General features: G+C 52.3%; 9 protein-coding genes. 3 read left to right on the top strand and 6 right to left on the bottom strand.

Translation table 11 applies throughout. From position 1 onward, the window contains the following. Positions 1-42: 42 nt before the first annotated feature. From ABWV76_RS14805 to ABWV76_RS14785, 5 genes are all read right to left on the bottom strand, one after another. Positions 43-1,914, bottom strand: a complete 1,872-nt coding sequence (locus ABWV76_RS14805) for a VWA domain-containing protein (RefSeq protein ID WP_020413119.1) — start codon at positions 1,912-1,914, stop codon at positions 43-45. Beyond that, complete coding sequence (locus ABWV76_RS14800; protein ID WP_020413118.1) at positions 1,911-2,951, bottom strand: vWA domain-containing protein; 1,041 nt, start codon at positions 2,949-2,951, stop codon at positions 1,911-1,913. The genes ABWV76_RS14805 and ABWV76_RS14800 overlap by 4 nt, the downstream gene beginning before the upstream one ends. Further along, positions 2,944-3,495, bottom strand: a complete 552-nt coding sequence (locus ABWV76_RS14795; protein ID WP_353376407.1) for a DUF4381 domain-containing protein — start codon at positions 3,493-3,495, stop codon at positions 2,944-2,946. Before ABWV76_RS14795 ends, ABWV76_RS14800 begins: the two co-directional genes overlap by 8 nt. A gap of 85 nt (positions 3,496-3,580) precedes the next feature. After that, positions 3,581-4,552, bottom strand: a complete 972-nt coding sequence (locus ABWV76_RS14790; RefSeq protein ID WP_353376406.1) for a DUF58 domain-containing protein — start codon at positions 4,550-4,552, stop codon at positions 3,581-3,583. Continuing rightward, on the bottom strand, positions 4,552-5,523 hold the full coding sequence (locus ABWV76_RS14785; protein ID WP_020413115.1) for an AAA family ATPase: 972 nt from the start codon (positions 5,521-5,523) through the stop codon (positions 4,552-4,554). The genes ABWV76_RS14790 and ABWV76_RS14785 overlap by 1 nt, the downstream gene beginning before the upstream one ends. A 316-nt stretch (positions 5,524-5,839) precedes the next feature. Between ABWV76_RS14785 and ABWV76_RS14780 the strand changes: the two genes are divergently transcribed. Continuing rightward, positions 5,840-10,756, top strand: a complete 4,917-nt coding sequence (locus ABWV76_RS14780) for an NAD-glutamate dehydrogenase (protein ID WP_040628720.1) — start codon at positions 5,840-5,842, stop codon at positions 10,754-10,756. Between the two features lie 116 nt (positions 10,757-10,872). After that, the gene (locus ABWV76_RS14775) at positions 10,873-11,913 is read left to right on the top strand and encodes a quinone-dependent dihydroorotate dehydrogenase (RefSeq protein ID WP_353376404.1); all 1,041 of its coding nucleotides are present in this window, start codon (positions 10,873-10,875) and stop codon (positions 11,911-11,913) included. A gap of 128 nt (positions 11,914-12,041) precedes the next feature. On the opposite strand, the gene rmf is transcribed toward ABWV76_RS14775, so the two are convergent. Next, positions 12,042-12,293 (bottom strand): ribosome modulation factor, encoded by a 252-nt coding sequence (gene rmf, locus ABWV76_RS14770; RefSeq protein ID WP_020413112.1) that lies wholly within the window; start codon positions 12,291-12,293, stop codon positions 12,042-12,044. A 447-nt stretch (positions 12,294-12,740) separates the two neighbouring features. Here rmf and rlmKL point away from each other — a divergent pair, with 447 nt between their 5' ends. After that, entirely contained in the window at positions 12,741-14,930 is a 2,190-nt protein-coding gene (gene rlmKL, locus ABWV76_RS14765) for a bifunctional 23S rRNA (guanine(2069)-N(7))-methyltransferase RlmK/23S rRNA (guanine(2445)-N(2))-methyltransferase RlmL (protein WP_353376402.1), read from the top strand. Positions 14,931-14,956: the final 26 nt, after the last annotated feature.

Below are 14,956 nucleotides of genomic sequence, written 5' to 3'. Positions count from 1 at the left end.
TTCCGAAATTAGGGCACTCAGAAATCCATAAGTGGTGAACTTTTACCACCTCTGCGTAGCGCCATTTTCTGGGGGCTCCCACTCCCCACTGCGATAGGCCCGGCGTCTTTGCAGGCTTTCATACTTGAATTTCTCACGCATCAAACCAGCGGGATCGTCAGGGATTTGCCGCAGCCACTGATCCAGCGCTTGCTGGGTTTCTGGGTCCAAGGTGTTTTCCTTCGCATTAGCGGGTTGCTCTTGTTCCCGCCCCTCTTCTTGTTCCTTTTCATCCTGCTGAGCTTTTTGTTGTTCCTGTTCCTGGTTTTCCTGCTGCTCGCTTGCAGTCTGTTGTTGCTGTGCCGATTGTTCTTGCTCCTGTCCCTCGGATTCCTGCTGCGAGGCTTGGGATTCACTAGTTGACGGTTGTTGCTGGTCTTCCTGCTGCTGGTCCTGTTGACTTTGCTGTTGTTGATTTCCGGACTGTTGTTCTTGCTCTTGTTGTTCCTGTTTTTGTTGTTCCCCGGATTGCTGCTGAGCTTGTTGTTGCTGGCGTTCGTGCAGCTCCTGCAGCTTTTTCGCGATCTCCCGATTATGCTCTGCGTCGGCAAATTGAGGAGCCTGTTCCAGGGCCTTATCGTAAGCTTCGATTGCCTGCTGGTAATTGCCCTGCTGGACGAGACTATTGCCGAGGTTGTAGAGCGCTTGAGGATCGCTATTTAAGGAGAAGTCTTTTTGGGCGGCTGCGTAGTCTCCGGCCCGGTAATTGGCGGCGCCGCGCCATTGTGGGTTGCGGAAAGTTTCTGCCGCTTGGCCGGGCTCCCCCTCATTAAGCAGTTTCTGGCCCTGCTGGTCCTTCCGCTGCCACAAATCCTTCCATTCCAGCGCATAGCTGTCGCTGGGAAAGCCTACTAGCAATGCAAAGGGTAGAGCACAGGCTAGGGCCCCCTTACGAAATAAAAGCGCGGCAAATGGCAGTATGAGCAGAATGAGCAGAGGGCCCTCATCCCGCCACTGGTCGAATTCCCTTTCGGTCAGTTCAGCTTTTTGGGGGCTCTCAGAGTGGGGAAGAAGGTGCTCGATATCAGAGTCGTTCACGGTGATTTTTGCATAGCGGCCCCCGCTATCTTGAGCGAGCTGGCGGAGTTCACGGGGGTCGAAATTGGAAATGACGATCGCCCCTTTACTATCGGTGACAAAGCCGCCGCTATTTCCCCGGGGAATGGGGCTGCCTTCGCCGCTACCGACCGCGAGAATATTTAGCTCAACGTTGGCCTCCGAAAGAGACTTTGCCACAGCATCCGCTGCGATAGGGTCAATGCCGTCAGTGACAGCCAGGAGCTGACCGCGCCCGGTAGCGCCATCTTTTAATAACTGAATGCCTGTGGTGACTGCCATTTCTATATTACTGCCAGGCACAGGCATGATTGCTGGGGATAGGGCAGGCACCAGGTTGGCAATCGTAGCAGTATCTTCGGTGAGCGGTGTTACTACATGGGCCTCGCCGGCATAGGCGACCAGGGCTGTCAGCCCATCCTGGCGCTCGCGTAGGATATCCAGGATTTTCAAGCGTGCCCTGGTTAGGCGGTTAGGGGAGAGATCTGTCGCCATCATGGATGGAGACAGGTCCAGGAGTATGACTAGGGCATCCTGACTGCTGTATACCGGCGTTGGTAATTTTCGCCAGGTTGGCCCGGCCAAGGAGATGATCATTGCCGCCAATATGGCAAATATCAGGGCAAACAGCCACGGACGCCTGGTGCCGCCACGCATTAAGAGATGCGGTAGCAAATCGGCATCGATAATCTTTTGTAACTGTGCGCTGTTGAGAATGGTCCTTCCCAGTCCCCAACAAATCAGAGCGGCAGGAATTAGTAACCACAGCCAGTAGGGGCGTAGGAAATGAAAGGTCTGGAGAAGGTCTGGAATACTCACAGGGCCTTGCCTCCGGTATTAAGTCTCTGTTTGGTGCTGCTTTGCAGCTCTCTCATATTGGTTGCTAAAGGGAGGATGGCCCAGGTTCCTGCAAGCAGTAGAGCTATTCCTAGAGGCCAAATAAACAGCGATTTTAGAGGTCGATAACTTTCCGCTTCCTGTTCAACTGGCTCCAATTCGTCCAGCTCAGCGTAGATTTTGGCAAGCTCCTGAGGGTTGTGCGCTCGGAAATAGCGCCCTCCGGTTTCATCTGCAATAGCTTGAAGGGTTTTGCTATCCAAGTCTCGGGAGGGGTTAATACGGCGACTGCCAAAACGACTGCCGAGCAACCCGGGCTGCACCATCTCCTCCGCTCCAACGCCAATGGTATAGACAGTAATCCCGGCCTGTTGTGCCAGCTCTGCCGCTTTTAGTGGCGATACCTCTCCTGCGGTATTGGCACCATCGGTTAGGAGTATGAGGACTCTTTGATCCGCGGGGCGCTGTGTAAGCCTTTTTACAGATAAACCTATTGCATCCCCGATAGCAGTGCCCTGGCCTGCAAAACCAATCTGGGCTTCGCGCAATAATGTGCCCACGGTTTCCCGGTCGTAAGTGAGAGGTGCCTGGAGGTAAGCGCGGGTACCAAACAACACTAGTCCCAACCGGTCTCCCTGGCGGCGTTCTACAAAATCTCCAACTACCTGTTTGACGGCGTTTATGCGCATCGCTGGCCGGCCGCCCAGCATCATATCCGGGGTTTCCATGCTGCCGGAGATGTCTACTGCGACTAAAAGATCACGGGCGCTACTGGTCTGGGTGATTGGCTCGCCGTACCACCGGGGTCGAGCGGCGGCACTTATTAGTAGCAGCCAAATCACAATGAGTAATAGTAAGCCGAAGTAGTTGCGCTGCTCGCCACCACTGCGCTGGGATAGGTCAGCGTAAAAAGGAACCTTTAAAGCGCTGCTGATAGGCTTGGCTCTGGGGAGTAGCCAGCGGGCAAGTAATGGCAAAGGTATGAGAATGAAAACCCACGGCCAAGCGAATTCAAACACCGGCAGCCTCCTTGTGTACTAATGCAGAGGGCTGGTGGGACTGCAGACCGTGTATTTTCACCCAGGTGATTGCATATTCGCGTAGTGCCTGGTTATTTCGAGGGTCAGAAACTCCACGGTAGAGTTGCTCCAGTAGAGCTTGGCGTGCATCTGGAGGGCACTGATGGGCTGCAGATTTCTCCAGGAAGCTCAGCCATTGATCACCGGTGAGGTTTCCACAATGAGATCTACCAAAGGTAGTTACGGCAACACGCTTGAGGATCTCATTAATTTCTGCGGTAGCTGTTGCCTGAGTATTATCTACAGCTTCCAGCAGTTTAATAGCCTCAATACGGTAGCGATTGCGCGCCGCTTTTTTACGTTGGTATCTGACTAACAGGGTGATCCCCAAAACGCTTAACAAGAGTATTGCGGCGAGAATCCACCAACCGGGAGCCGGTGGCCACCAGCTGATGGGGGTCGGTTCCTGAATATCGTAAAGTTGCGCCAATAGCTCCTGGGCTTCCGGTGAAGGACTTTGCATTTGTTGCTGTTTTCTCAACATGCTTCCCCCATCGAAGGCTTTGCCATCTCACCTGCGAAATAGAGTTCTAGCACCAAAAACACATTTGCATCCTTATCCGTCACAGCTACTGCCTTTTATTCTTATGCCAACCATTTTGTTGGCGTGAGCCGTAGAATGATATCAACTCAGGCACTAGGGGCTTGGTGTTATCAAAATCCAGCAATGGCAATCGGTGTCGGCGGCAAAGCTGTTCGACGTCGGTCCGTATTTGCGCCTGCTTTTCTGCGAAATGATCGCGCAGGGGCTTGTTGCCTGCATTCAGAAATGTGCGTTGGCGACCGTCGGATATCGTGAGTGATTGAGTCGGTAAATGTAGCTCTAGTGGATCGGTAATCCGAATCACTTGTAAATCCGCATGTCGCGATAGTAGGTATAGGGATTGAGAGCAGTGGGCATCCAGATCATGGCAGTCACTAATCAGAAATAAAGCGCTACCGGGGCGGGCGATACGCCGAGCCTCTTCCAGAAGGTTTTTCATGGTTTGGCTGCCGCTTTCCGCTACAGGACTGCACAATTCTGCAGCTCTGGCCACGGTACTATGTATCATTGACAGCACTGCGTGGTGACTGCGTCGCGGTCTGACTGTATCTATTTCGCGGTCGGAAAAAAGTAGGGCGCCAATGCGGTCGCTGTGCTGGAGCCCAGCCCAGCCTAGTGCTGCGGCAATTCCACTTGCAGCGACAGACTTGAAGGCTCGATGGCTGCCAAAAAACATTGGCGAACGCAGATCCAAAAGGATTATAACGGGCCTTTCTCTCTCCTCCTGATAAAGCTTGGTGTGGGTTTTTCCTGTGCGGGCTGTTACACGCCAGTCGATAGAGCGGACATCATCGCCAGCCTGATAGTCTCGCACCTCTTCAAAATTCATCCCGCGTCCGCGGTAGCGAGTCAGCAGGTTGCCTGCTTGGTCGCTACGTACAAGGCGCGGCTTGAATAATTGCAGCTGGCGTGCAACATATCGCATTTGTACAAGTGAGCCCACCTCTGGGTAAGCCCCGCGTAAGTCGAATTCCGTTGGGGAGGTTGCCGCGTGCATTAGATTGCCGGTACCTGCTGCAGAAGGCGTTGGATGACATGGTCGGTCGTGATACCAGCGGCCTCGGCCTCAAAGCTAAGCAGCAAGCGGTGACGAAGAATATCTGGTGCCACGTCCATAACATCATCGGGTGTAACATAATCTCGGCCTGCGAGCCATGCTCGTGCGCGTGCACAGCGGTCGAGAGCAATTGTTGCTCGCGGACTGGCACCAAAATCTAGCCATGAAGCCAGCTCGCTGTCATACTTCGCCGGTTCGCGCGTAGCAATGACAAGTTGGACAGTATAGGTCTCCACAGCTTCAACCATCTGCATTTCCAGAATCTGGTTGCGGGCCTGGAAAATTGTCTCCTGGTTAATAATATCTGAGGGGCGATTTTCGCCAAGAGTAGCCTCGGATCTGGCCAGCCGCAGGATTTTTGCTTCCGCCTCTGCGTTGGGGTAGGCAAGATTCACCTGCATCAGGAATCTGTCCAATTGGGCTTCAGGTAGAGGATAAGTCCCCTCCTGCTCAATAGGGTTTTGGGTGGCCATCACCAAAAATAATTGCGGTAGCGGATAGGTTTTGCGGCCTACACTGATCTGTCGCTCGGCCATGGCCTCCAGCAGCGCCGACTGTACTTTGGCCGGCGCGCGATTTATCTCATCGGCCAGGATCAGGTTGTGAAATACCGGTCCGGGTTGAAAATGGAACTCTCCGGTTTCCGGCCTGTAGATGTCGGTGCCGGTAATATCTGCCGGTAGCAGATCTGGCGTAAATTGAACGCGATGGAAGTCTCCCTCAATAGCTTCACCCAATGTTTTAATCGCCTTGGTTTTGGCGAGGCCTGGGGCGCCCTCAACCAGCAGGTGGCCATCCGCAAGCAAGGCAATCAATATGCGATTAACCAGTGTCTCCTGACCGATAATCTGCTCTTCCAGCCAGTTGCCCAATGCGATAATGCGATCTCTGAAATTCCGGTTTGCTTCCATAGCGTCTCTTCTTTTGCGATTGCGCCTACCCTGTCGATTTGGGTGGCTATCTACCATCTTTTATATATAGTCGCCGCCAAGAAGGTGGGGCACGTCGATTTTAGCGGCATCAGATGAAGAGGCAACCACTGAGCACGCGCACACTTGTTAAGCGACATAATTCGGGGAGGCTCTGGTGCCTTCCCGAAGACTAAGTGAAAGTTTAATTTTTAGGACTCTCTCCTGCAGCACACAGGGGATGAGATGACTATCTTTTCGGATCTACAGTCTTTGGATTCGATGTGACAAAAATGAGATTGGGAGGTTCCCCGTGAATATGGCGACGGTGATTACCGATAGCCGTGAGGAATTGGTGGCACAAATTTGTGAGCTGATTCGTGACAAGCTGGCGAGTGAAGCGGAGCCTGTTGTGGCTTTTGCGCAGCAGTTCCTGCACCAGTACCCACTGGAGGACCTGGAAGGCCGGCGCTTGGTGGATGTTTACGGTTGCATCTATTCCTGGTGGAACTTTATTCAGCAGCGCTCAGATGATTTACCTAAGGTGCGTATCTTCAATCCGCGTCTGGAGGATGATGGCTGGGAGTGTTCACATACGGTGATTGGCATCCTTGTACGAGATATGCCATTTCTGGTTGACTCGGTACGTATGGAGGTCAACCAAAGAAATACGGTTATTCACTCGATCAAGAGTACAGTCTTGCATCTTGAGCGCAATGCCGGCGGTAAATTGAAGCACTTGCTTCCGCCCCGCGATGAATCTCTCGATCTCTCTTATGAGCACGTTTCAGGAAAAGAGCACAAACCCGCCAAGGGCTCTAAGTTGCTCAATGAGGCGCTGATTTATATTGAGGTAAATCACGATACCTCAACAGAGTTTGCCTCCAGTTTGTCGTCGGCATTAAAGGATATACTTGGCGATGTAGAGCTGGTGGTCGATGATTACGCGCCAATGCTCGAGACCTGTAGTGCGATGGAGGGCCAGTTGCGTGCGGGGCTATCCGAAGATGAAACTAATTTGCTGGAGGCTTGTGCCTTCATGCAATGGATGCGAGATGGCAACTTCACGTTTCTTGGGTATCGGGAATATGAGTTTAGCCAGGTAGGCGATAAGAAAATTCTCAGCGAGGTGGAAGATCGCCGCCTGGGGATTTTCAAAAAGCTGGAAGAAGCTGCAGCCCCCATGCCTGAGACAGCGTTTAGCGAAGGTAAGCAGCGCTTTTATCAAGGCCCCAACTACTTAACTTTTGCCAAGTCCTCAGTTAAATCCCGAGTGCATCGCAGTGCTTATTCTGACTATGTGATGGTCAAACGCTATAACGCTGAAGGTGAGGTGATTGGAGAGTCTGCCTTTATGGGGCTCTATACCTCTCCGGTTTACACTGAAAGCCCGGCGAAAATACCGATTATACGCCGCAAGATGGCTTCTATGATTGAGTCCAGTGGTCTTTCCGGTCATGGTCACGACGGTAAGGCACTGCGTAGGATTCTGGATACTTTTCCCCGCGATGAATTGTTCCAGGGCAGTACCCAGGAGTTATTCGATGTAGTCATGGGGGTGCTGAGCTTAAATGAACGCGCGCATATCCGCTTGTTTATGCGTCGCGATCCATTCGGCAAATTTGTCACTGCAACAGTGTATGTACCGCGGGAGCAGTTCAGCAGTAGTGTACGTGAACTGATTTGCTCCCATATTGCCAAGGCGATCAAGGCCAAGGATTCAGACTTCACTACCTTTTTTTCCGAGTCGATTCTCGCCCGGGTGCACTTTGTTTTCCGTGTTTCACCCGATGAGCCTGTAGATATAGATGTGGCGCTGTTGGAGGCGCAGATTGTGGATATAACCCGCTCCTGGGAAGATGTATTTCAGAGATCACTTATTGACAGCAGCGGTGAGGAAGAGGGCAATCGTCTTTTCCGCATCTTTGGCCGTGCCTTCCCCGCTGGCTACCGCGAGGATTTTGAGCCGCGAATTGCCGTACAGGATGTAGCTGCGATCCAAGGGCTCAGTGAAAATAATCGGGTGGCAATGAGTTTTTACCAGCCGGTTGGTGCGGCCCAGGGCAGCCTGCGTTTTAAAGTGTTTAACTGGGGTAGCGGCCTCACTCTTTCCGATGTAATCCCTGTGTTGGAGAACCTCGGCTTAAGGGTAATTGGTGAATTCCCCTATACCATTCGTCCCTGTGGTGGGACCGATGTATGGATGCACGAATTCCACCTGGAGTTCGGTTTGCCCACCAAGATTGATGCACAGGCATCCCGGGGTTTATTCCAGGACGCCTTTGCCGCTATTTGGAATCATACCGCCGAGAGTGATGCCTTTAATCGCCTGGTACTTGCCGCGCGTTTGAACTGGCGCGAAGTATCCATGCTGAGAGCTTACGCTCGCTACCTCAAGCAGACCAAATCCAGTGCCAGTCAGAGTTATATTGCCGCGACTCTTGCCAACCACGTGGAAATCACCCGCAACCTGGTAGCTCTTTTCCGTGCCCTGTTTGATCCGCGACTCAGCACAGGCAAGCAGGAGCAGACACGGGTTGAGCGTTTGATCAGCAAGATTCACGACAATCTCGATAGTGTCGAAAACCTGAATGAAGACCTGGTGTTGCGCCGCTATCTGGAGCTGATACTTGCGACTTTGCGTACCAACTTCTTCCAGACTGACGCAGAGGGTGAGCCTAAAGATTACATCTCAATTAAATTCAGCCCGCGGGATATTCCCGGTATCCCGGAGCCACGTCCTGAATTTGAAATTTTTGTCTACTCGCCGAGGGTAGAGGGGGTGCATCTACGTGGCAGTAAGGTGGCACGCGGTGGCCTGCGCTGGTCGGATCGCTTGGAAGATTTCCGTACAGAAGTGCTAGGGCTGGTTAAAGCCCAGGCAGTAAAAAATGCAGTGATTGTGCCCAGCGGAGCGAAGGGAGGCTTTGTGATGCGTCGTCCGCCGGCGGACGGCAGTCGCGAAGCTCTGATGGAAGAGGGTATTGCTTGCTACAAAACATTTATCCGTGGATTATTGGATATTACCGATAACCTGAAAGATGGTGAGATAGTGCCGCCTAAGCTGGTGGTGCGCCGAGACGAGGATGATCCTTACCTGGTCGTGGCTGCCGATAAGGGAACTGCAACTTTCTCTGATATTGCCAATGGCATCGCTGAGGATTATGGCTTTTGGTTGGGCGATGCCTTTGCCTCAGGTGGTAGCCAGGGGTATGACCATAAGAAAATGGGAATCACCGCCCGGGGTGCCTGGGTGTCGGTACAGAGACACTTCCGTGAAATGGGAGTGGATGTCCAGCGAGAGGACTTTTCCGTAGTGGGAATCGGTGATATGGGAGGGGATGTGTTCGGTAATGGCATGTTGCTGTCTGAACATATTCGCCTGAAAGCCGCTTTCAACCACATGCATATTTTTATTGACCCAAGCCCGGATGCCGCCTCGAGTTTTGAAGAGCGCAAGCGCTTATTTGATTTGCCGCGCTCAAGTTGGCGCGATTATAACCGTGACCTGATCTCAAAAGGTGGCGGTATCTTTGAGCGCCGTGTAAAGGCAATCAAGATTTCTCCGGAGATGAAGGAAGCCTTCGATATTAAAGAAAATCAACTTACACCCAATGAGTTGATTAGTGCGCTGCTGCGAGCACCGGTAGATTTAATCTGGAACGGTGGTATTGGCACTTATGTTAAAGCAGCTACCGAATCAGATGCAGAAGTTGGGGACAAGTCCAATGACCACTTGCGCGTGAATGGTCTTGAGCTGCGTGCCAAGGTCTTTGGTGAGGGTGGTAATTTGGGTATGACCCAACGCGGGCGAATTGAATTTGCGCTTAATGGTGGTCGCTGTAATACCGACTTTATTGACAATGCTGCCGGCGTGGACTGCTCGGACCACGAAGTGAATATCAAGATTCTGCTCGATAAGGTTGTGGCTAGTGGAGACCTGACCGACAAACAGCGAAACCAGTTGCTGCATGGCATGACTGACTCTGTGAGCGATCTTGTGCTGCACAATAACTATGATCAGACTCGAGCCTTGAGCGTGGCTGAGTACCAGGTTTCCAAGCGCTTGGATGAATATCGCCGCACGATTAACACGCTTGAGGATGATGGCCGTCTGAATCGCGCATTGGAGTTTATCCCTGACAATGAACAGATTTCTGAACGCGTGCACAAAGGGCAGACCCTAACAAGGCCAGAACTGTCGGTATTGATCTCCTATGTGAAGGTGAAGCTCAAAGAGGAATTGCAAGGCGCAGAGATTACCGACAACCCCCGCGTGCGCGAAGCTGTAGAGTCCGCCTTCCCGGCAGAGCTGGTTAAGCGCTATAAAGAGCAGGTTTACGAGCATCCACTCTTGCGCCAGATAGTATCCACCCAGGTGGCCAACGAACTGGTCAACAGTATGGGTATTACCTTTTATAACCGCATCAGTACGGCTACCGGCGCAGATGTAAATGATGTTGCAGCAGCTTATGTCAGTGCCCGCGATGTCTACAAAATGCCGGAGTTTCAGGAGCAGCTGGCGGAACTGGATTACAAAGTGCCCGCTGAGCTGCAAACTGAACTGCTGAATTCAATGATCGGCCGGGTTCGACGCGCTACGCGCTGGTTCCTGCGCAATCGTCGCAGTGAGCTGGAGCCTGCACAAAACTGCGAGTTGTTCCAGGAGTCGGTGCAGCGGGTAATCAAGGCTTTGCCAAAAGTCTTGAGCGGCGACCCTCTCACCGAATGGGAGCAGCGTTACCAGAAGCTGCTGGAGGCAGGGGTACCAGAATCTTTGGCGCTATTGTCGGCATCACCCACTTATCTGTACTCAGCCCTCGGTATTTCCGAGTCGGCCCGCGCCAGCGAGAGACCGGTAGAAGAGGTGGCCACTGTCTATTTCAGGCTCTCTGATGAGTTGAATTTGCACTGGTTTGGTAATCTGATCGTGGATTTGCCGGTGGATAGTTTCTGGCAGGCACAGGCCAGGGAAACCAGTATGGATGATCTGGATAGCCAACTCTCGACGCTGGCAGTGAACATTATGCGCTTGGCCGGCGATGAGAAATTGGATGTAGATAGTGCAATGTCGCGCTGGAGCGCTATCATGGCGCCAGCTATTCAGCGTTGGCACAATATGATTGCCGAGTTGAAGGCTTCCGCTGTCAGTGATTTTGCGATGTTCACCGTGGCCCTGCGCGAGTTAATGTACCTCGCCCATGCCACTGCTGATCGCGAAGATCTGGCAGAGTAAGCTAGCCAGGCTTGCTGAGAGGCCACCCTTGGGTGGCCTCTCGTTTGTATGCTAAAACACATGGCTCCACTTGTTGCCATCTGGTGGGTGGGGCTGGCTCCTATTTAAGGAAAGGTATGTATTCGACTCTGCGTAAAGCTTTGTTTGCGCTCGACCCTGAGCGGGCCCACCACCTCTCATTGGATGCGATCGGGGCCGCCGAGCGCCTCGGCTTAATGTCCCTGTTTAAGAAGCCGATAGCGCACGATCCGGTAGAGCTGATGGGGTTGACCCTGCCCAACCCTGTGGGACTGGCCGCAGGTCTGGACAAGAATGCGCAGGCTTTCAACGGATTGGGGGCTTTGGGCTTTGGTTTTGTAGAGGTGGGGACTGTGACTCCCCGGCCACAGCCCGGCAACCCTCTACCGCGATTGTTCCGAGTAGAAGAGGCTGGCGCCATTATTAATCGCATGGGGTTCAATAACCTTGGCGTTGATTACCTGATCGAGCGTGTAAAACATCGCCGCTACAAAGGTGTACTGGGTATCAATGTGGGCAAGAACTTCGATACACCGGTGGAGAAGGCCGCAGATGACTACTGTCTGTGCATGGAGAAAGTCTATCGCTATGCCGATTACATTACTGCCAATGTATCCTCTCCCAATACCAAGGGACTGCGCGACCTGCAGTTTGGCGACAGCCTCAACCGGTTACTGGGAAGTATCAAAGACAAGCAGATGCAGTTAGCTCAAAAGAGTGACCGCTATGTGCCGGTGGCTGTGAAGATTGCTCCGGATATGGATGGTGATGCCATTGCGCAGATTGCCGAAGCGCTGTGTGAATACAGCATTGACGGTGTAATCGCGACCAATACGACTATCGATAAATCATTGGTTTCCAATCTGCCGCATGGTACGGAGGAGGGGGGACTTAGTGGCAAGCCACTGCAGCAGCGTTCCACCCAGGTGATTGCCCAGCTATCCGAGGCCTTGGAAAAGCAGATACCAATTATTGGTGTTGGTGGCATTTTCGATGGGGATAGTGCTGCTGAGAAAATTCGCGCTGGGGCTACAGCTGTACAGGTATATACCGGATTTATTTACCGTGGGCCTAGGCTGATTCGTGAGGCAGTGGAGGCTATTGCGCTGGAGCGCCGCCGTCGCTCGGAAGATGATTAGAGGTCGAAGCGCCCAGCCTGAGAAATTCTGATTGAGCTGGGTGGTGAGCAAATGTTTAGCGCGCCTGCATAGAGGCGCGCTATCTATTTTGGGCTTGGTTTTGTAGATAAACGCTCAGGTTATGTGTTCTAAATAGTACTCCACCCATCGGGATACTGAATATCGGTGGAAATAGCGCCATAGATCTCCAATTTTTGCGCCTTTGTAATCCTATCAAAGCCGTTCCAGTAGTCTTCCCGCCCTTCACGCCAGCCGTTTACCCATTCCTGATGGGGATCGCTTTCGACAAAAGGGCAGCTGTCAATGGACTTATTGTTTAGGGCGGCCAAATAACCCTTGTAGAAGGCCCTGTCGGCGTGATTGCGTTTTTGGCGTCTCATCAATACGGCACCTCTGCTTGTAGATGTTCGGATTGCTACGCGGCGTGATGGATGCTCGTTACAGTTTTATTGCATCGATATTTTGAGTCTAGTGAATCTTTCCTTCGGGCAGCCACGTACGATTCCTGTCACTCCTCCACATTCCAAGAATACTGTGAAGGTGGGGCGATCGGAAAATCTGACTCAGTAACCTGTGAGTGGTATTAATTTGGGCATAAAAAATCATATGACTAAATGGACACTGTGTTCCATGAGGCGCCTGGCGTAGGCGGAGCCGAGCCAAAATGGGATAATCGCGCCAGAAAGGTGGCGATTTTAAATAGCTGAGAGGAAGGTGACCCCAATTTTCTGATGGCTGCGCAACCTCTTTTTCAAATTGGCACCTACAGGTGCGAAATCCCCCATTTTGCAGGGGTTAATTGAGTAATAGTTTTGACAGACCCTCATATGGAAGAATTTCAGTTTACTGCGACTTGTCCCAAAGGCTTGGAGAGCTTACTTGTCGGGGAATTGCGCACTCTAGGTGCTGATATCAGGCGGGAGCAGCCTGCGGCAGTGCATTTCTCTGGCTCTCTTGAGGTAGCCTATCGTTGTTGCCTCTGGAGTCGCCTGGCGAATCGTATTTTGTTGCAACTGGAGCAAGTTCGTATCAGCAGTGCAGATGACTTGTATCGGGCCGTTGCTGCACAGCCCTGGGAACAACATATCCGGCCGTCTGGCAAGCTTTGGCTGCAGTTTTCGGGGACAAACCGTGAGATTCGCAATAGCCAGTTTGGCGCACAAAAGACCAAGGATGCCATTGTCGATCGCCTGCGTAACCAGACCGGTGCCAGACCAACAATTGATAAACATCATCCAGATCTCACGGTGGCTTTACGTCTCAACCGCGACAGGTTAGATATTGCTGTCGATCTCAGTGGTGATAGCTTGCACAAAAGAGGTTATAGAACCCATATTGGCGCGGCACCCTTGAAGGAAAACCTGGCTGCGGCGTTGCTTTTGCGTTCTCGATGGCCTCAGATCGCAGCTGATGGGGGAGCGCTGCTGGATCCAATGTGTGGTTCTGGCACCATTCTGATTGAGGCAGCCATGATTGCGGCAGATATCGCTCCAGGGCTCTTTCGAGAGAGCTTTGGTTTTGAGCGTTGGCTCAATCATCAAAGTGATATCTGGAATAACCTGCGGGAGGAAGCACTACAGCGCCGCGCCGCAGGTATGGAAAAGAAACTGCCGGAGATTCGTGGCTATGATGCGGATGCGAAGGTGCTATTTGCTGCCGAAGCTAACATCGACCGGGCGGGCCTTGAGCGCCAGGTTAGAGTTAGCTGTCGCCCTGTAGGGTCCTTTAAGGTGCCAAGCCATCGAGAGGTTAAACCCGGTTTGGTGCTGACCAACCCGCCCTATGGCGAGCGCCTGGGTGAGCAAGAGGCCCTGCGCGAAACTTATGCGGAGCTGGGCCGCCAACTAAAGTCGGAATTTGCCGGTTGGCAGGTTGGTGTTTTCACTGGTAATCCCGAATTGGGCTACTCCACCGGGTTGCGTTCTCATAAACATTACCAGCTATATAACGGCAGTATCCCCAGCCAATTATTGCTATTCCAAGTACACCAGCAGAGTGAATCGGGCCAAGCGACTGACAGAGCGCGTAAGCTGTCCGTCGAGGCTGAAATGGTGGCCAACCGCCTGCGTAAAAATCTGCGAACTACCGGCAAATGGGCAAACAGAAATGGTGTTGATTGCTACCGCCTTTACGATGCAGATTTACCTGAGTATTCAGCGGCGGTGGATTTGTACAAAACCATAGATGGAACTCTGTATGCGCACCTTCAGGAGTATCGCCCTCCGGCCAGTATTGATGAAGGAAAAGCCCGTAATCGACTGCGTGATTTGCTTCGAGCTGTTCAGTGTGTTCTGGAGTTGCCCCGTGCAAATATCAGTATCAAAGAGAGACGTCGCCATAGTCACAAGAGTGGACAAAAGGGAGGTGGCCAGTACCAGAAGCAGGCAAAAGCGGGAACTACTCTGTGGGTGCGAGAGTATGGTGCAGAGTTTGAAGTCGACTTGTGGAGCTATCTCGATACTGGGCTGTTCCTCGATCATCGTCCTGTGCGCAAGTATCTGCGTGAACTAGCCTCTGGTAAGAAGTTTTTAAATTTGTTCTGCTACACCGCCAGTGCGACTGTACAGGCAGCCAGGGGGGGCTGTGTGCAGAGTACTAGTGTGGATATGTCTAGAACATATCAAGCCTGTGCTGCGCGTAATTTCCGTGCGAATAATATGGACCCCTACAAACACCAACTGGTAGAGGCGGACTGCTTGCAGTGGCTGATGTCAGCACAGCAAAATCGTAAAGGACACTACGACCTTATCTTCCTTGACCCCCCGAGTTTCTCTAATTCTGCCAAGATGCGTGGAGTATTGGATGTCCAGCGCGACCACGGGAAGCTGGTACGCCAATGTATGGCTTTACTGGCACCGGGGGGAACCTTGGTTTTTTCTAATAACCTGCGCAGCTTTAGGATGGATGAGGATGTAACCAGGGACTTTTCTGTTAAGTGCCTGCAGTTGCTGGATAAGGATTTCCAAAGAAATCCGAAGATTCATAATGTGTGGGAGATTCGGTCTACACATCAGTAGCAGGTGGCCAGCGAAGCTCTAATTTT

Source organism: Microbulbifer sp. NBRC 101763 (assembly GCF_040371615.1).
GTDB lineage: Bacteria > Pseudomonadota > Gammaproteobacteria > Pseudomonadales > Cellvibrionaceae > Microbulbifer > Microbulbifer variabilis.
The sequence above is the reverse complement of the archived record's forward strand: the minus strand, read 5'-3'. Positions and strand labels throughout refer to the sequence as shown.